Raw genomic sequence first — 17,536 nt, forward strand, 5'->3', positions numbered from 1 at the left:
ACCTCTATGAATAACGACAGCTTTGGCTCCATTGAAACCATCTTGCCGCACCGGGGCACGATGTTGCTGCTCGACGCGGTCAGCGCCTGCACGGACGAAACCGTGACAGCTTATGCAAGCGTGAGAGCAGATGCCTGGTACGCCGACGAAGACGGTTCGGTGCCGGCGTGGATCGGGATCGAACTGATGGCGCAGGCCATTGCCGCGCACGTAGCCATACTCGCGATGCGCGCAGGCGGCCGGGCACGTCCCGGCGTCCTGCTCGGATCGCGCCGATACGAGGCACATGTGCCCGTATTCGCTCGCGGCGCGCGCTTGCGCATCGAAGCAAAAGAACTGCTGCGTGGTGAAGAAGGCCACGGCGCGTACGAATGCTCGATCCATTACGACCAGAAGCTCGACCGGAAGCACAGCCCGGTGTGCTGCGCCGAGGCAGTCATCAAGGTGTATCAACCGGCTGACTTTCAGTCGTTTATTGTTGGGAGTTTCGGATCATGAGCCGGCGTGTCCTTGTAACGGGCGCAAGCCGTGGCATCGGCCGCGCAATAGCGTATCAACTCGCGGCAGACGGCTTCACAGTCTCCGTGCATTGCCGCAGCGGCCGCACTGAAGCGGAAGCGGTCGCGACCGGTATTGCCGCGCAGGGCGGCACGGCGCGAGTGTTGCAATTCGATGTCCGCGACCGCGCCGCATGCCGCGAAGTGCTGGAGGCCGATGTGGCGAGTCATGGCGCGTATTACGGCATCGTATGTAGCGCGGGCGTGACGCGTGACGCGGCGTTCCCGGCGCTCACCGAAGAGGACTGGGACATCGTGATCGAAACCGGTCTCGACTCGTTTTATAACGTCGTGCATCCATTGACCATGCCGCTCGTGCGCGCGAAGCAGGGCGGTCGTATCGTGACGATCGCCTCGGTCTCGGGTGTGATGGGTAACCGTGGCCAGGTCAACTACAGCGCGGCGAAGGCCGGACTGATCGGCGCCACGAAGGCGCTCGCCGTCGAACTTGCGACGCGCAACATCACTGTCAATTGCGTGGCGCCCGGCTTGATCGATACCGGCATGCTCGATGGCGTGCCGCTCGAGCAAGCACTGAAGACGGTGCCGATGAACCGCGTCGGGCAACCAGCCGAAGTTGCATCCGTGGTGAGTTTCCTGATGTCGGACGCGGCCTCGTACATCACGCGGCAGGTGATCGGTGTCAATGGCGGGATGATCTGATGAAGCGCGTAGTCATAACCGGCATGGCTGGCGTCACGGCGTTCGGCAACGCCTGGGACGAGATCGAAGCGAACTTGAGAAGCGGTCGAAATGCCGTGCGCCGAATGCCCGAATGGGACTACTTCGAGTTGCTGCATACGCGGCTCGCGTGCCCGTTGCCCGGCTTCACCACGCCGGCTCATTACCCGCGCAAGAAAACCCGTTCGATGGGACCTGTGTCCCTCTATTCGGTGCGTGCAAGCGAATTGGCGCTCACCGATGCAGGTCTCGCCGATGACCTCACGATCAGGGACGGCCGCATGGGCGTGGCCTACGGTTCGTCGTCTGGATCGGTCCAGCCGATTCGTGCATTCGGCAAGATGATCGAAACCGGTTCGATGAGCGACGTGACCTCGAACAGCTACGTGCAGATGATGCCGCACACCACGGCCGTCAACGTGAGCCTGTTCTGGGACCTGAAGGGCCGCATTGTGCCAACGTCCTGCGCGTGCGCGTCTGGCAGCCAGGCGATTGGTTACGCGTACGAGATGATCGCGGCGGGTAAGCAGACGCTGATGCTCGCCGGTGGCGCGGAAGAATTGTCGGGGCCGGCCGTCGCAGTGTTCGACACGCTTTATGCGACGAGCACGCGCAACGACGAACCGCATCTCACGCCGCGTCCCTTTGATGTCGCCCGCGACGGTCTCGTGGTCGGTGAAGGCGCAGCGACCCTGGTGCTTGAAGAATATGAACACGCGCTTGCACGCGGGGCGCGGATTCATGCGGAGATAGCAGGCTTTGGCTGCAACTCGGACGGCGCGCACATGACGCAGCCATCGGCCGACACCATGGCCTTCGCCATGCAGCTCGCGCTGCGCGATGCACGGCTTCCGGCTGAAGCCATTGCTTACGTCAACGCGCATGGCACGTCGACAGATCGCGGCGATGTAGCCGAAAGCCACGCAACGGCGCAGACCTTCGGTGAGCGTGTGCCAATCAGTTCGCTGAAGAGTTACGTGGGCCACACGCTGGGTGCGTGCGGCGCATTGGAGGCGTGGTGGACCATCGAGATGATGAAGCGCAACTGGTATGCGCCCACGCTCAACCTGACGCAAGTCGATCCGGCTTGTGCGCAGTTGGACTACATCGTGGATAGCGGGCGCACCATTGATGCCGACTACGTCATGAGTAACAACTTCGCATTCGGCGGTATCAATACGTCGTTGATTTTCAGGCGCGTGCCATGAGCGGGAGTCATTCATCGACGTCCCGTGGCTTGTCACGCGTAGTCGTGACGGGCATGGGCATCGTGTCGTGCCTAGGTAATACGCTCGATGAAGTTTCCGCTGCGCTGCACGCGGGCCGAAGCGGTATTACGCGCGTCGATGCATGGCGTGAACGCGGTCTCGCAAGTCAGGTGGCCGGCGTAGCGGCGATAGCAGGCGAGCCGCCATTCGATCGCAAGCTCGAACGCTTCATGGGTGACACGGCGCGTTTTGCGTGTCATGCGGCGCGCAAAGCAGTACACGATGCCAACCTCGATCCCTCCTTGCTGCGTTCGCCGAACGCCGGCGCGGTGATCGGCTCGGGCACCGGAACCATCGCAGCGTACGACGCAGCGATGGCAATTGCGCACGCGCGCGGTATCGAAAAGGTGCCGCCGTATACGGTCCCGCAGGTGATGGGCAGCACCACGTCGGCGAACGTGGCTCAGGTGTTCGGGCTGGAGGGCATGACCTATTCGCCGTCGTCGGCCTGCACCACGTCAGTCCTTGCGATCGGCCAGGCAATGCAACTGATCCAGACCGGCCGCCAGCAGATCGTACTCGCGGGCGGCAGCGAAGGTCTGCACGACAACATGACGCTGATGTTCGACTCAATGGGCGCATTGTCGAGGCGTTTTAACGACGCACCGGAACATGCCTCGCGTCCCTATGACAGCACGCGCGATGGTTTCGTGATTGCATCCGGCGGTGGCGTGCTGGTGCTTGAGTCGCTGGACCATGCGTTGTCTCGAGGCGCACGTATTCATGCCGAGCTGACAGGCTTCGGCCATTGCACGGATAGTGCGGGCATGGTGAGTCCGCACGCGCCGGGCATCGCGCGCGCCATGAGAAGTGCACTCGATGAAGCGGGTACACGTCCGTCGTATATCAACACGCACGCACCCTCCACACCGCTTGGCGATGTCGAAGAACTGCATGCGTTGTGCGATGTATTTGGCGACGACATCCCGTTGTTTTCATCGACGAAAGGATTGTCCGGGCATCCGCTTGGAGCCTGTGGCGTGCACGAGGCAATCTACGCCATGCTGATGATGCGCGATGGTTTTGTCGCCGGAACGGGACCGATAGAAATGCTCGATGCTCGCGTGAACGGCATGCCGCTCGTGCGCACGTCGCGGCCGATGAAGATAGACACCGCGATGTCGATTTCATTCGGCTTCGGCGGCAGTTGCGCGAGTCTCATCTTCGATGCGTGGAAGGGCGCTTGAAAAGGTCCGCTGAAACAATGACCGTAACAAAAACTAACCGGGGAAACACGATGAAGAGCAAGTTTGCGTTTGGAGGGCTGATGGTGGTCGTAGCGACGCTGTCGGGATGTGCAACACAGGTGAAGTCGTTGCCGCTTGCGCCGGTGGTTGCACAATCAACTCAGTCCGCGCCGGGCGCGCAGGTCGCGTTGTATTTCGGCTCTCAGGATCATCCTGCCGTGCAGAGTCAGCTTGGGCGAACCACTGAGTCGGTGCGTATCGCGCGTGAGACTAATGGCCAGGATGCGGCATGCAACCGTGCGCTCGCCGCTGCGCTGGAGAAGCTACGAGCGACTGCCCGGGATCGTCACGCGAACGCCGTTATCAATGTGGGGACGAGTTTTCATAGCACTGAATCGTCGTCGGCTACGGAGTTCACATGTGGCGTGAGCCCCAGCGCGGCGACCTTGCGAGTGCGTGGCGATCTTGTTGTGCTTGACGGGCAATAACGTCGAATACCGTGGGATAGCGCAGCTTGAGGGCCGATTCAATCGGCCTTGATCGCAGCCACATTGACCAGCGTTTCACGACGCTTGCCCGGCAGCGGCCGATGCAATCCAAGCCGTTCAAGAAGTCCGAAGTCCGCTGCACGACTCCACCACAAGTAAGGCATGGAAACGTTTTGTGGACCGAATGCAAAGCCAGCGTTGCGGATCATATCGAGGTAACCGTCGGCGCTTTTTTGCACGTGCATGGGATGACGGAACAGCAGACGGATCACCCACGACTTGATATACGCGTCGGTGGATTCGGCGAACAGCAAGACCCCGCCGGGTTTCAACACGCGGCGAAATTCAGCGAGGGAGCGGCCTTGATCGACGAGATGATGAAAGGTCTGATGGCAGAACACGATGTCAGCGCTTGCGTCGGGCAAGGGCAGGCGTGCGCAGTCACCATGCAGCAACTCGATCTGCATCGCCCAGCCGTCTTCTCGCGAGCAAGCCCGCGCTGCGCTGCGGGCTTCGGCAAGCGAAGGCTCATGGAAATCCACTCCTATGATCCGGCCGGGCCTGAACGCGTTGCCGAGCAGCCGGAACGATTGACCTTGCCCGCATCCCACATCGACGATCACAGGCGCCGCGGGCAGGGAGAAATCGGCCAGGCGCCTGAGGTCGTTGATGGCTACGCGCAGCACGTGATGTTCCCACGTGGCGGTGCGAAGAAACCACAATCCGAAGGCCGTCTCCGGCACGAAGGCAACGCTGGATATTTCGGATGACGACACGATTTTCTCTCCGGCAACAAAGGATGCGAAAGGATGCAAACAGGGCGCACGTCATTGTACTGGCAAGCATGGCACGCATAGAAGCAAGAGCTTGAAAGTTGATCCGAACACATGATCCACACAATGATCGACCCACGAGATTACGCACACAGCTTCATGTCTTTAAGCGAGGCACCCTTGAGTACTGATTCTTCGAAGCAAGACACGACTGTCGATGTCGCCATCATCGGCGCGGGGCCCTCGGGGGCAGTCGCGGCCGCGCTGTTGCGAAAAGCGGGCCGTTCGGTGCTCGTGCTTGAGCGCCAGCATTTTCCGCGCTTTTCTATCGGTGAAAGCCTGTTGCCGCAAAGCATGGCTTACCTTGAAGCGGCCGGCATGCTGCGGGCGGTTGTCGAGGCCGGGTTCCAGTACAAGAACGGCGCGCATTTTATTCATCGCGACCAGTCGTTCTCCTTCGACTTCCGCGATAAACACACGCCCGGATGGGGCACGACGTACCAGGTTGAACGCGCGGTATTCGACGACCTGCTGATCCAGTGCGCCGCGAAGCAGGGCGCCGAAGTGCGTTTCGGCCACACCGTGCAAGCGATGCAAACCGGCACTGCGCCGGTGCTGGACGTGATCGATGAAGCGGGCATTGCATACCAGGTGAACGCCCGTTTCGTACTCGATGCCAGCGGCTTCGGCCGTGTATTGCCGCGTCTCCTGAACCTCGAAGCGCCCACGCGGATGCCCACGCGTGCGGCCATCTTTACGCATGTGCGCGACGGCATCCCGGTTGGCGTTACGGACCGGAACAAGATCTGCGTCGCAACGCATCCGGAGCATCGCGATGTCTGGTTCTGGATGATTCCGCTCGCAGGCGGCCGCTCGTCGGTCGGGTGCGTAGCCGAGGCGAGTTTCCTGGACTGTCCCGAGAACGAACGCGATGCAAAGCTGCGCGCGCTGATCCAGCAGGAGCCGACACTTAACGCGCTCATCGCCGAGGCGCCGTTCCTGATGCCGGTGCGGCATATCGGCGGTTATTCAGCGAACGTCGAGTGGCTGCATGGTCCGGGTTACGCGCTGCTCGGTAACGCGGGAGAGTTCCTCGATCCTGTGTTTTCATCGGGCGTGACGATCGCTCTTCGCTCCGCGCATCTGGCGGTGCAAACGCTGGAGCGGCAGTTCAATGGCGAAACTCCCGACTGGCAGGCAGAGTACGACGCGCCGCTGCGAAAAGGGATTGATACCTTCCGCGCATTTGTCGAACGGTGGTACACGGGTGAGCTGCAGGACATCATTTTTTATCCGCATAAAACGCCGCATATCCAGCGTTTTATCAGCGCGGTGCTGGCGGGCTATGCGTGGGATGAATCGAATCCGTACGTAGCCGATCCAGTACGCAGGCTCAATGCGCTTCACGAGATATGCAAGAGTTCTTGAGGGAGCATGGACCGTGTTGGAGTCGGGACCAAACGCGCAAAAGCTTTCTTGTTGTAAGCATTAAGCTATGGCTCAGGGAACACCCTGACCCGCGACTCCGCCTGTGCAGACACCCGCATTTAGCGAGTAGCATGTAACGCCCCGGCGAGCACGCACCCATCACGCATCATGCACGCCGGGCCGATCCTGCGCTCGCTCGCAGCATCGCTGAACCCGAGCATCGTAGATAAAAAAACGAGCCGTACCGGAGGAGACAAAGCATGCGCAAGATGCGGTGGATGGTCATATTTCTATGTTTCCTGGCAATCGCGATCAATTACGTCGATCGTGCGAACTTGGCCGTTGCAGCCCCTCAGATACAGAAGGCGCTCAACATCGGTCCCGCGCAAATGGGCCTTGTAATGAGCGGCTTCTTCTGGACCTACGCGCTGATGCAAATGCCGTTCGGCTGGTTCGTCGATAAAGTCGGCGCGCGCATCGCATTGCCGCTTGCAGTCGGATGGTGGTCCATATTCACCGCACTCACCGCCGCAACCTCGAGCGTGGCGGGCATGTTCGGCTGCCGCCTGATGCTCGGCGTGGGCGAAGCGGGCGCTTATCCGGCGTGTGCGAAGCTCGTCGCGCAATGGTTCAAGCCGGCGCAACGCGCGTTCGCGACAAGCATCTTCGATAGCGGCTCGCGAGTCGGCTCCGCACTTTCCATCCCGATCGTCGCGCTGATCATCAGCGGCTTTGGCTGGGAAGCATCGTTCGTCGCAACCGGCGCCGTGGGCCTGCTGTGGGTGTTGGGCTGGTTCGTGATCTACCGCAATCCGTCGCGCGGCGATCTGACCGGCGAAGAAAATGTAACGCCTGCGCCGCGCGACAAAACGGGTGACCGGAACATCACGTGGGCCTCGCTTTTCAGGCATCGCACGCTGTGGGGCATGATGCTCGGCTTCTTCTGCCTGAACTTCGTGATCTATTTTTTCATCACGTGGTTCCCGAGTTATCTCGTGCAGACGCGCGGTTTTTCGCTCAAGTCGCTCGGCACGCTCGGCATGATTCCCGCGCTCATTTCAATACCCGGCGGCTGGCTGGGCGGCATCGTTTCGGATGCGCTCTATAAGCGCGGCTGGAGCCTGACGAAGTCGCGTAAGACCTGCATGGTCGGCGGCATGCTGCTTTCGTCGATCATCACGCTGTCGGCGTTCACCACCAGCATCTATGTGATGCTGGCATCGTTTGGAGTCGCGTATGGCAGCCTCGCGTTCGCGGCTGCCAGCATCTGGTCGCTTCCCGGCGATGTGGCGCCGACCCCGGATTACGTGGCATCGATCAGCGGCATCCAGAACTTCGCGTCGAACCTCGCGGGCATTGTGATCACCACGTTCACCGGCCTGATGCTTGCACTCACTAAAGGCTCGTTCACCATTCCGTTGATTGTTGCGGGCGGTTTCTGTTTCCTTGGCGCGTTCAGTTATCTCGTGATCGTGGGCAAGATCGAGCCGCTGCGGATTCCAGGCGAGCAGCCAATCGATGTAGCCGCGTCGCAGGGAGTAGGGGGACGGTAGCGTGATAAAATTCCGCATCGTCTGACTTTTCGTTGTATACTTCGTCCCCGATCGAGCAAACGGTTGTGGAGCAAGGCTGGCAGGATGTTGATCAAACCTTCCGGCGCGCCGCTTTCCCGTTGTGTTGACCCGTATTTAGTCGGCACATAACCGCCAGTTTCGTGCAAATGATTGAAACAATTGGTGGAATAAGCGGCTGCACTGCTCGCGTCTCGATCGTTGCAGAAGATGTACAAAAGGAGTGGTAGTTCAGTTGGTTAGAATACCGGCCTGTCACGCCGGGGGTCGCGGGTTCGAGTCCCGTCCACTCCGCCAGCATTCTCGAGAAGGGCGAACTCCGGTTCGCCTTTTTTATTGCCCGCTGCTGTAACATCGGGCGTTTCGTATTAGGCAGAATCGTCACGCATGCTCGACTTTTTCCGTAATCACCAACGCCTGATGATGGCCCTGTTGATCCTGATCGTCGTGCCAGGATTGGGAATTGTGGGTATCCAGGGTTTCAGCAGTTTCTTCGACGAAAACGCGAACGTCGCCAGCGTCAACGGCCACAAGATCACGCGTGTCGAGTACGACGGCGCGATGCGCCAGCAAGTCGATCGCGCGCGGCAAATGCTCGGCGCCCAGTTCGACCCGAAGATGTTCGAAACGCCGGAAATGCGCGCCTCGCTGATCGACAGCCTCGTGCAACAGCGCGTGCTCGCCGACGAAACCCAGCGCCTCCACCTGACCGCGTCCGACGCAGCCGTACGCCGCGCGTTGCTGGCCGATCCGACCATCGCTTCGTTGCGCAAGCCGGATGGTTCCATCGACGTGGACCAGTACAAGCAATTGCTCGCGATGCAAGGCATGACGCCTGAGCAGTACGACGAGCGCGTGCGTTACGGTCTCGCTGCGGATCAGATTCCGGCGAGTATACAGTCCACCGCATTCACGTCGAAGACGCTGGCCCAAACGCTGACCGAGATCGCCGAGCAACGCCGCGACGTTCAAGGTCTCGCGTTCCGTACCGTCGATTACACCGCGAAGATCCAGCCCAGCGACGCACAAGTAAAGTCATATTACGACGCGCACAGTGCCGAGTTCGCTACGCCCGAGTCCGCGACCATCCAGTATCTGGTGCTGTCGCCGGCTACGTTGTCGGCAGCGGTCAAGCCGTCTGACGCGGATCTCAAGAAGTACTACGACGACAACATCGCGCGCTTCAAGACGCAGGCGCAAGTGCGTGTGAGCCACATCCTGATCAATGCGCCGAAAGACGCAAGCGCGGCAGACAAAGCGAAGGCCAAGCAACAAGCCGACACGCTGCTCGCGCAGGTCAAGGCGCATCCGGATCAGTTCGCCCAGATTGCAGAGAAGAATTCCCAGGATCCAGGGTCTGCGTCAAAGGGCGGCGACCTGGGGTATTTCAGCCGCGGCATGATCGCGGGCGGCAAGGCATTTGATGACGCCGCGTTCGGCCTGAAGAAGGGCGAAACCAGCGGCATCGTGCAGACGGATTTCGGTTATCACATTCTTGAGGCGACCGACGTGAAGCCGTCCGTCACGCAGCCGTTCGACGAAGTGAAGGAGCAGATCACGAAGGAAGTCATCGCGCAGCAAGCGGCGAAGAACCTCGCTGACGACGCGGAAGGCTTCACCTCGACGGTGTACGAACAGTCGAAGTCGCTGCAACCCGCCGCCGACAAATACAAGCTCCAAATCCAGACGGCAACGGTTGGATCGAAGCCTGATCCGAAGCTGCCGGCTGACAGCCCGCTGAACAATCCCAAGTTCCTCGCGGCCATTTTCGCGCCGGACGCCGTGAAGCAGCACAACAACACCCAGGCTATCGACATCGGCAACAGCACGATGATCGCCGGCCGTGTGACGGACTATAAAGCGGCGGCCGTGCCCGCACTGGACACCATCAAGGACGCAGTGCGTACAAAGGTCATCGCGGAAGAAGCGGCCCAAGCTGCGCGCAAAGATGGCATAGCCAAGCTGGCCGAGTTGCAGAAGTCGAACTCGACGGCAGGTTTTTCGTCGATATCGAAGGTATCGCGTAACGACGCGCAGGGCCTGCCGCGCGCCGCGCTCGCCGCCATCTTCAAGGCCGATTCGTCGAAGTTGCCGTCGTATGTTGGTGTCGACCTTGGCACGGACGGATACGCGATCTATCGCGTGGACGGTATCGAGAAACCTGATCCGGTCACCGCAGACCGCCTGACCGGCGCGCAGCAGCAAGTCGCTCAGGTCTACGCGCAAGCCGAGATGGAGTCGTACCTCGATTCATTGAGAGCGCGCTCGAAGGTGAAGATCACGAACGTGCCCACCACGGCTGATCAGTCGCAATGATCTTCGTGGGCTGAGACGCTGAGTCTTAGCCTGAGTCGCTAAGTTTGACCCGCACGATAAAAAGCCCCGCTGGCGCAAACCAGCGGGGCTTTTTCATATCGGAAGTGCGTGAGGAAGACTCGCCCGATAAAGTCGTTACAGGACCTTCACGAAGGTCAGAGGCATGCCTGGATGTCGCCGGTGGCATCGCTGCCGGCCGAGCCCGCAGCGCGGAAACCGACCCATGTGCCCGGACCCGAATAGTTGGGACGTACGATCGCCTTGGCTCCATCGGGCGGTTGCTGACCCGGAACGTAGACATCGGCAGCCATGTCGTTCGCGAGCGTGTCTTGCGACACTACTTGCTGCTGTGATTTATCGGCCCATTTCTGCGCGATACATTGTGCGACGGCCTTCGGCGGTTGCTGACTCGTTCCAACCTGGCTGACGCCAGGTGACATAGGAGCGGCGCAAGCCGAGATCGCGACGGTCAAAGCGAGAATTGGTAAATATTTCACGTTACCTCCTTTCAATGCGCTCACAAACGGAGCCGGGGTTTTTCAGGGTTACGCGAAAATCTTGAGTACTGAATCGTGGCCGTATTCCGCGCATGGCTAAAAGCCAACCAGACGACGCGCTGACAGGGTGCAAGCGGGGATGTGGAGATGAATCGCCTCAATCATCAATTATCTCCCCCAGTCATTTCGATGGCGCGCCCAGCAAAGGTCTTAAAACTGGCCAGACGTTGTTCAATAGCAAAGGCTGGGCCTGAGGGGTCGGATGAATCTGGTCCGCCTGAAACATCTCGGGCTTGTTTTCAATACCAGCCAGCAAGAACGGGACTAGCGGCACGCGTTTTTCTTTCGATAATTGTTCATACACGCCGTGAAACTTTTGCGAATAGTCGGGGCCATAGTTAGGCGGAACATACATCCCGACGAGTAAAACTTTCGCATTGGCGGCCTGCGATTTCTCGATGATGCTCCTCAGGTTCGCCTCGGTCGTCGCGAGCGGGACGCCGCGCAGCGCGTCATTGGCGCCGAGTTCCACGATCACAATGCTCGGCCTGATGCGGTTGAGCGCGGCGGGCAGGCGGGCGAGGCCGCCGCTGGTGGTGTCGCCGCTGATGCTTGAATTGGCGACGCTATAATCGAAGTGCTCCTGGGGAAGCTTTGAGCGCAGCAACGCGACCCAGCCTGTATCGCGCGGCAGGCCATATTCTGCGGAGATGCTGTCGCCGAGTACCACGATTGCCGGTTTGTCTGCCGTAGGCGTCGTGCTTGTTGCAGCCGTGGTTCCAACCGTAGCTGCAGCCTTAACCGCAGTCGCGTCTTGCGCTGCATAAGCGGGCGTCCCGCTCATGCATGCGATCACTGCAACCCATGCCAGCGTGGCGCGCGTTGTCCAGTTCACCTTAAGTCTCTCCATGCAAAACAATATCGAACCGGTCATAGAAGTACGGGGTTTAAGCAAGCGGGTGAAGGACGCGACGGGCGAATTGATCATCCTCGATCAGATAGACCTGTCGATCGAAAAGGGCAGCAGTGTCGCCATTGTCGGTGCATCGGGGTCGGGCAAGTCCACGTTGCTTGGTCTGCTTGCGGGATTGGACAGCGCGACGGCAGGCTCGGTTCGCTTGCTCGGGCGCGACCTGAGCAAGCTTTCCGAAGACGAACGCGCGGCATTGCGCAGCGGCTCGGTGGGATTCGTCTTCCAGTCGTTCCAGTTGATGCCGCACCTGACCGCTCTCGAGAACGTGATGTTGCCTCTGGAATTGCGCGGCGATGTGCCGCACAAAGAGATCGCGACGCGTGCGCGGGACCTGCTCGAACAGGTTGGCCTCGGTCAGCGGACCGCACATTATCCCAAGCTGTTATCCGGTGGCGAGCAGCAACGCGTGGCGCTTGCGCGCGCGTTTGTCACGCGTCCGGCCGTGCTGTTCGCCGATGAACCCACCGGCAGTCTTGATGCGGCAACGGGATACGCGATCATCGACTTGATGTTCGAGATGAACCGGCGTAACGGTGCAACGTTGATCCTCGTCACGCACGATGCCGAACTGGCCGAGCGATGCGACGCGACGGTGACCATAGAAGCGGGGCGGCTTGTGAACGGGCTGAGCGTGTAGCGGCCCGTCTCGCGGCTTCATGAATGGAAGACGCGAGACGGTGTTCAAACCAAAGCCTTTACAGTCCCTTCAACGCAGCCTGCGCACGCGCAATCAACGCCGATGTCGACGAATCGTGCTTCGCCGGATCGGCCTTGTCGCTGGTGATATCGGCTTCGACCACCTTGCCGAGGATCTTGCCCAGCTCGACGCCCCACTGATCGAACGAGTTGATGTCCCACACCGCGCCTTGCACCAGCACCTTGTGCTCGTACAACGCGATAACCGCGCCCAGGGTCTCAGGCGTGAGGGCATCGAGAATGATCGTGGTTGTCGGGCGATTTCCGGGGAAGCTGAGGTGAGTAGCCAGTTCTTCCTTACCGGGTCCCGCGACCTTCTTCGCTTCTTCCAGCGTGCGTCCGAGCATCAGCGCTTCGCTTTGCGCGAAGCAGTTCGCGAGCAACTTGGCGTGATGATCGACGAGCGGATGTTCCGGCGTCAGCACCGCGATGAAGTCGATCGGGATCAACGTCGGTCCCTGATGCAGCATCTGGTAGAACGCGTGCTGGCCGTTCGTGCCGGGCTCGCCCCAGATCACGGCGGCGGTAGGGTAATCGACCATCGTGCCGTCGAGCCTCGCCGACTTGCCGTTGCTTTCCATCTCGAGTTGCTGGAGATACGAAGACAAGTAGCGCATGGCTTGCGAGTACGGCGCGACCATCACGCTTTGCGACTTGAAGAAGTCGCGGTACCAGATGCCGATCATGCCCATCAGCACGGGCAGGTTGCGATTGAACGGCGCGGTACGGAAATGCTCGTCCATGGCATGCGCGCCGGCGAGCAGCTTTTCGAAGTTCTCCGGTCCAACCGAGATCACGATCGACAAGCCGACAGCAGACCATAGGGAATAGCGGCCGCCGACCCAGTCCCACATTTCGAAGACGTTTTCCTTCGCAATGCCGAACTTGACCACTTCCTCAGGATTCGCCGATACCCCCACGAAGTGCTTCGACAGCGCCTCTTCCGGGCAACCGCTCTTGATAAACCAGTCGCGCATGGACCGCGCATTGGTCATGGTCTCGAGCGTGGTGAACGTCTTCGATACAACAATCGCCAGCGTCTCTTCAGCGTCGATGCCCTTGAGCACGTTGTAGATATCGGCGCCATCGACGTTCGAGACGAAATGCGTATCCAGGCCCGGCTGCGCCAGATGTTGCAACGCGTGCACCACCATCTTCGGCCCGAGATCGGAGCCGCCAATGCCGATGTTCACGACATGGCGAATCCGCTTGCCGGTGTAGCCGGTCCACGAGCCGTCGCGAACCTTGTTCGCGAACGCGGCCATCTTGGCTTTTTCAGCGCGGATTTCCTTCTGGAACGGGGAGTTGTCGTCGGTGGAACGCAAGGCCGTATGCAGCACCGCGCGATGTTCGGTGACGTTGACAATATCGCCGGCAAACACGGCATCGCGCTTTTCCGCGACCTTCGCCTGCTGCGCAAGTTCGACCAGCAGCTTGAGCGTGGCTTCGGTGATGCGGTTCTTCGAGAAATCGACGGAGATGCCGCCGCCGTCAAAAGTCAGGCGCTCGGCGCGGGACGGCTTTGTATCGTTTTGCGGCGCGAACCAGTCGCGCAGGCGTTCGTCACGGATGGCATCGTAATGCGTCTGGAGCGCCGGCCAGGCAGGGAGCGAATTGAGCGTCATAACGGTCCGTTTATCAGAGGGTGACGGGAGGTACTGATCATCGCGCAGGTCGGATGATGGTCTATCTCGATCCGCCTACGCGCGAGTCAACAAGTATAGCCACGATGGATGAATGATTGCTTGCATGAACGGTCGTCGTATAGACCGACGCTGCGTGTTTCGTTCGTCCAGGATAAACGCGACTTGGCGGAGGGCTTTATTCCGAGGCGAATGTCCGCCCAGTAAGTCAAGCCGGGTAAAAAAGCCGGTTGAGCAGACTTCGCACCTTTGGCGCCAGTTCGCCCGCGGTCAGTCCTGCGGGACCTTCGCCTTCAGCGGTCAGCGCTTCGGCCGCCATGCCGTGCAGATACACACCTGCGAGCGCGGCCTCATACGCCGGCAACCGCTGCGCGAGAAATGCGCCGATCAGCCCGCCCAGCACGTCGCCCGTACCGCCCGTAGCAAGCGCCGCATTGCCGGTGGGATTCACCGACACGCGACCATCCGGCGACGCGACGATCGTGCCTGTGCCCTTCAACACGATCACCCCAGCAAAGCGCGCAGCCAACTGCCGGGCGGCAGCAAGCCGGTCCGCTTGCACCTTTTTCACATCCGATCCGAGTAAACGCGCGGCTTCGAGCGGATGCGGCGTCAACACGCACGGATCGCCTTGAGCGCCTCGCTCGGCGACCCTGGCTGCTAATTTCTCATCCGATGAAATCAGGTTGAGCGCGTCGGCATCGAAGAGCTTGGGGACATCGAGCGCGAGGACGTCGACGAGCACTTTCTTCGCGCGGTCGCTCTGGCCCATGCCGCAGCCAACCGCGAGCGCATTCATTTTATCGAGGGAGATCTGGTCGACGTGGTGCAGCATCAGTTCCGGATGCGGCGGGTCGTAAGGCGGCGAATCGGTGCCGATGAACGCCACGTTCACCTTGCCGGCGCCCCCGTATAGGGCCATGCGCGCGGCGAGGATGGGCGCGCCGCACATGCCGGTATCGCCGCCGAGCACGGCCAGCGTGCCGAACGTGCCTTTGTTGGTCGCGTTATCGCGCGGCGGAAAATGCGAGCCGAACAGCGACGGCGCGTTCAGCGTGATGGAGGGTTCAAGTGGCGGCTTGACCCCCAGGTCGGCGATATAAAGCTTGCCCGTCAGGTCGCGGCCATCGCCGGTGAAATGGCCCGGCTTCGCGCCAATGAACGTGATGGTGTGCGTGGCGCGCACGGCCTGCGCGCGGCCGTCGGCGCTGCGGCTGACCGGTTCGCCGGTGTCGCTCGACAGCCCGCTCGCGATATCCAGCGCAAGCACGCCGCCGCTCGCCCTTGAGCGCCGCGACAAGCGCGCGGCGAGATCCGCGAACACGCCTTCCAGCGGCCTTCCAAGGCCGATGCCGAACATGCCGTCGACGAGCCAGCCGAGGTTATCGAAGGAGGCAGGGGCTTCTGTCGTGATTTTGACGCCTGCTTGCCGGGCTTCGGCGAGTGCCCAGCGGGCGTCGTCGGGTTTAACTTCCACCGGCATGCAGACTTCGACGTCGATGCCGGCGTGCCGCAGGCGGGCGGCCATCACGAGCGCATCGCCGCCGTTGTTGCCCGGCCCGGCGACGATCCAGACCGGCAATGCAGCGAGATTTGGCGCATGCCGGTTCTGATCGATAAGAAATTGCGCCGCCGCGGCGCCGGCGCGAGCCATAAGCGTATTCGCGGGCAGGGACGCCGCTGCGCGGCTTTCAAGTGTGCGGAGTTCGCCCAGTGTCAGGAGCGCCAGCGCATGATCGCGTGGCTCGACGTAGGGCGAATTAGTGGTGTTTGAAAGGGAGGAGTCGGTCATGGCGCCAGCGTGAGAGGAATGCGTGAACTCGTCGCAATTATTGCGCCCAATTGTCGCAAACGCAGGCCGGGAATTCGTATCCGAGTGAAAGGTGTTCGCGGCTGCGTTTCGTATGTCACCAGTCCGCATTCCAACGCGCGGCCATGAGGCCGATAACGGCTCACCCCCCTAAAACCGGTCCATCCGCAGCGCGCTTAGTGTTTCAGCCGGTACATCAGGCGTGATTCCGGAAACCATCGCCGCCACCACTTTTGCCGCTCCGCAAGCGATACCCCACCCCGCCGGCCCGTGCGCCGCATTGATGAACAAACGCGCGTGCGCGGTTGGGCTCACGATGGGCAAACCATCGGGCGAAACCAGCCGGATGCCATCCCAAGCCCGCGCCGCCGATACCTTCGCCGCGCCCGGAATCCAGTCGTGCGTCGCCTGACCGAGCAACGCGAGGGCGCGCCGTGTCATGCCTTCGTTCATCGGCTTATGCGCTTTGGCCACGCTCTGCAGCACCGCGCCGCCAGTCACGCGCATCCGCTGGTTGATCCGCGTCATCGTGATGCGTTTCACGGAATCGACCACCGTAATGTGCGGCGCGCGCTCCTCGTAAGCGATCGGCGCAGTCAGCGTGTGCAGGCGCAGCGGATGCAGCGGCAAGCTGATTCCCAGCGTAGCCAGCAATGCAGACGTACCCGTCCCGGCCGCGACCACGATGGCGTCGGCGCCGATCAATTCAACGTCGCGTGACTTGCGGCCTTTACCGTCGACTTCGCCCGCGCGCGGGCCGAGTTCCACGGCCGCACTTTGGCTGTCGGCGCGAATGGCCGTGACCTCGCGGCCAAGCTGGAATTGCACGCCGCCGTCTTCCAGCATTTGCTTGAGCAGCTTGGTGAACAACGGGCAATTCGCGGTGCGGGCGTCGCCGAGTAACACGCCGCCGGCAAACGGCGGATCGTCGGGAATCGACGGCTCAGCCGCCACGCATTCCTCTGGCGTCAATACGCGATGCGGCGTCTCGAAGCGCTGCAGCAGGGCGATCGCGGACTGCGCCAGCTCGAGATCGCGTTCATGGCGGAATACGTGCAGCACGCCGGTGCGCTGTTCGTAATCGAGTGCATGCCGGGAGTCGATATCGGCGATCACGTCGCGCGATATATCCACTAGCGGACGCAGGGCAGTGCATTGACTGGTGAACAGCTCCGGGTCCTGGAACCGCGCGAGTTGCTTCGCGAATTCGCGGGTGTCGGAATTGAAGCCGGGTTTAAACAAGATGCCGGTTTTGGCCGCGCGGCGTGTCTGCATGAACGTCGGTCCGAACCACACGTCGAGCGGCGAGGGCAGCACCGAGCCGCCATGGCCGTAGGTTGCGCCTTGCGCAACGGTGGCATGTCGCTCGACCACGCAGACGCGGTGCCCGTTTGCACGCAATTGATACGCGGTGGCGATGCCGGCGATTCCGCCGCCGATGACGATGACATCCATGATTCGTTCTCGCCCGAAGGCGCAAGACCAGACTGGTTCACGAGCCGGCGCCCGATGTGTCAGGGCGCCCGGGATTCGCTGGGGTTCTCGTGAGAGAGGCGAACCGGCGTTCGTGCGACTTTTGTGCGCCCCAACGCCGGTCAGGGAAAGCGCGCAATGATAGCGCCAAACGCGCGCCGCCGGGACGCCGGGA

The 17,536-nt window shown here is 61.1% G+C and carries 15 protein-coding genes and 1 tRNA gene; 10 read left to right on the forward strand and 6 right to left on the reverse strand.

The genetic code is table 11. The features are described from left to right. Window positions 1–6 precede the first annotated feature (6 nt). The 5 genes from ACMX25_RS06245 to ACMX25_RS06265 are packed head-to-tail and all read left to right on the forward strand — an operon-like array spanning window position 7 to window position 4,181. A complete protein-coding gene (locus ACMX25_RS06245) occupies window positions 7–498 on the forward strand; it encodes a hotdog family protein (RefSeq protein ID WP_414948647.1) in 492 nt (163 codons plus the stop codon). After that, on the forward strand, window positions 495–1,220 hold the full coding sequence (locus ACMX25_RS06250) for a 3-ketoacyl-ACP reductase FabG2 (protein WP_414948648.1): 726 nt from the start codon (window positions 495–497) through the stop codon (window positions 1,218–1,220). Before ACMX25_RS06245 ends, ACMX25_RS06250 begins: the two co-directional genes overlap by 4 nt. Then, a complete protein-coding gene (locus tag ACMX25_RS06255) occupies window positions 1,220–2,446 on the forward strand; it encodes a beta-ketoacyl-ACP synthase (RefSeq protein ID WP_414948649.1) in 1,227 nt (408 codons plus the stop codon). The genes ACMX25_RS06250 and ACMX25_RS06255 overlap by 1 nt, the downstream gene beginning before the upstream one ends. Beyond that, window positions 2,443–3,693 (forward strand): beta-ketoacyl-[acyl-carrier-protein] synthase family protein, encoded by a 1,251-nt coding sequence (locus ACMX25_RS06260; protein ID WP_414948650.1) that lies wholly within the window; start codon window positions 2,443–2,445, stop codon window positions 3,691–3,693. The genes ACMX25_RS06255 and ACMX25_RS06260 overlap by 4 nt, the downstream gene beginning before the upstream one ends. Window positions 3,694–3,743: 50 nt before the next feature. Beyond that, a complete protein-coding gene (locus tag ACMX25_RS06265) occupies window positions 3,744–4,181 on the forward strand; it encodes a signal peptidase (RefSeq protein ID WP_414948651.1) in 438 nt (145 codons plus the stop codon). Between the two features lie 38 nt (window positions 4,182–4,219). Here the strand turns inward: ACMX25_RS06265 and ACMX25_RS06270 are convergent, their stop codons facing one another. Then, window positions 4,220–4,957 (reverse strand): class I SAM-dependent methyltransferase, encoded by a 738-nt coding sequence (locus tag ACMX25_RS06270; RefSeq protein WP_414948652.1) that lies wholly within the window; start codon window positions 4,955–4,957, stop codon window positions 4,220–4,222. A gap of 177 nt (window positions 4,958–5,134) precedes the next feature. Here ACMX25_RS06270 and ACMX25_RS06275 point away from each other — a divergent pair, with 177 nt between their 5' ends. The 4 genes from ACMX25_RS06275 to ACMX25_RS06290 all read left to right on the forward strand — a co-directional run bounded on the left by ACMX25_RS06275 (window position 5,135) and on the right by ACMX25_RS06290 (window position 10,269). Beyond that, on the forward strand, window positions 5,135–6,382 hold the full coding sequence (locus tag ACMX25_RS06275; RefSeq protein WP_414948653.1) for an NAD(P)/FAD-dependent oxidoreductase: 1,248 nt from the start codon (window positions 5,135–5,137) through the stop codon (window positions 6,380–6,382). A gap of 260 nt (window positions 6,383–6,642) precedes the next feature. Continuing rightward, window positions 6,643–7,935 (forward strand): MFS transporter, encoded by a 1,293-nt coding sequence (locus ACMX25_RS06280; protein ID WP_414948654.1) that lies wholly within the window; start codon window positions 6,643–6,645, stop codon window positions 7,933–7,935. 238 nt (window positions 7,936–8,173) lie between these two features. After that, a tRNA-Asp gene (locus tag ACMX25_RS06285) sits at window positions 8,174–8,250 on the forward strand. Window positions 8,251–8,340: 90 nt separating this feature from the next. Continuing rightward, window positions 8,341–10,269: a SurA N-terminal domain-containing protein gene (locus ACMX25_RS06290; protein ID WP_414948655.1), complete on the forward strand. Its 1,929-nt coding sequence runs from the start codon at window positions 8,341–8,343 to the stop codon at window positions 10,267–10,269. A gap of 155 nt (window positions 10,270–10,424) precedes the next feature. On the opposite strand, the gene ACMX25_RS06295 is transcribed toward ACMX25_RS06290, so the two are convergent. Next, window positions 10,425–10,766, reverse strand: coding sequence for a hypothetical protein (locus tag ACMX25_RS06295; protein ID WP_414948656.1), 342 nt, complete (start codon window positions 10,764–10,766; stop codon window positions 10,425–10,427). Window positions 10,767–10,947: 181 nt separating this feature from the next. Then, window positions 10,948–11,676 (reverse strand): arylesterase, encoded by a 729-nt coding sequence (locus ACMX25_RS06300; RefSeq protein WP_414948657.1) that lies wholly within the window; start codon window positions 11,674–11,676, stop codon window positions 10,948–10,950. On the opposite strand from ACMX25_RS06300, the gene ACMX25_RS06305 reads away from it, so the two are divergent. Continuing rightward, entirely contained in the window at window positions 11,675–12,376 is a 702-nt protein-coding gene (locus ACMX25_RS06305) for an ABC transporter ATP-binding protein (protein ID WP_414948658.1), read from the forward strand. The genes ACMX25_RS06300 and ACMX25_RS06305 overlap by 2 nt on opposite strands. A 58-nt stretch (window positions 12,377–12,434) precedes the next feature. Here the strand turns inward: ACMX25_RS06305 and pgi are convergent, their stop codons facing one another. From pgi to ACMX25_RS06320, 3 genes are all read right to left on the reverse strand, one after another. Then, complete coding sequence (gene pgi, locus ACMX25_RS06310) at window positions 12,435–14,060, reverse strand: glucose-6-phosphate isomerase (RefSeq protein ID WP_414948659.1); 1,626 nt, start codon at window positions 14,058–14,060, stop codon at window positions 12,435–12,437. A 226-nt stretch (window positions 14,061–14,286) separates the two neighbouring features. Beyond that, entirely contained in the window at window positions 14,287–15,870 is a 1,584-nt protein-coding gene (locus tag ACMX25_RS06315) for an NAD(P)H-hydrate dehydratase (protein ID WP_414948660.1), read from the reverse strand. Between the two features lie 168 nt (window positions 15,871–16,038). Then, complete coding sequence (locus tag ACMX25_RS06320) at window positions 16,039–17,343, reverse strand: FAD-dependent oxidoreductase (protein WP_414948661.1); 1,305 nt, start codon at window positions 17,341–17,343, stop codon at window positions 16,039–16,041. Between the last annotated feature and the right edge of the window lie 193 nt (window positions 17,344–17,536).

It is taken from the genome of Caballeronia eucalypticola, assembly GCF_047608185.1.
Lineage (GTDB): Bacteria > Pseudomonadota > Gammaproteobacteria > Burkholderiales > Burkholderiaceae > Caballeronia.

Excerpts from the sequence above, each read along its gene's own strand:
- ACMX25_RS06260 (WP_414948650.1), top strand. The coding sequence starts at position 2,443 with ATGAGCGGGAGTCATTCATCGACGTCCCGTGGCTTGTCACGCGTAGTC.
- ACMX25_RS06300 (WP_414948657.1), bottom strand. The coding sequence starts at position 11,676 with ATGGAGAGACTTAAGGTGAACTGGACAACGCGCGCCACGCTGGCATGG.
- ACMX25_RS06315 (WP_414948660.1), bottom strand. The coding sequence starts at position 15,870 with ATGACCGACTCCTCCCTTTCAAACACCACTAATTCGCCCTACGTCGAG.
- ACMX25_RS06305 (WP_414948658.1), top strand. The coding sequence starts at position 11,675 with ATGCAAAACAATATCGAACCGGTCATAGAAGTACGGGGTTTAAGCAAG.
- ACMX25_RS06280 (WP_414948654.1), top strand. The coding sequence starts at position 6,643 with ATGCGCAAGATGCGGTGGATGGTCATATTTCTATGTTTCCTGGCAATC.
- ACMX25_RS06290 (WP_414948655.1), top strand. The coding sequence starts at position 8,341 with ATGCTCGACTTTTTCCGTAATCACCAACGCCTGATGATGGCCCTGTTG.
- ACMX25_RS06320 (WP_414948661.1), bottom strand. The coding sequence starts at position 17,343 with ATGGATGTCATCGTCATCGGCGGCGGAATCGCCGGCATCGCCACCGCG.
- ACMX25_RS06250 (WP_414948648.1), top strand. The coding sequence starts at position 495 with ATGAGCCGGCGTGTCCTTGTAACGGGCGCAAGCCGTGGCATCGGCCGC.
- ACMX25_RS06265 (WP_414948651.1), top strand. The coding sequence starts at position 3,744 with ATGAAGAGCAAGTTTGCGTTTGGAGGGCTGATGGTGGTCGTAGCGACG.
- pgi (WP_414948659.1), bottom strand. The coding sequence starts at position 14,060 with ATGACGCTCAATTCGCTCCCTGCCTGGCCGGCGCTCCAGACGCATTAC.
- ACMX25_RS06245 (WP_414948647.1), top strand. The coding sequence starts at position 7 with ATGAATAACGACAGCTTTGGCTCCATTGAAACCATCTTGCCGCACCGG.
- ACMX25_RS06255 (WP_414948649.1), top strand. The coding sequence starts at position 1,220 with ATGAAGCGCGTAGTCATAACCGGCATGGCTGGCGTCACGGCGTTCGGC.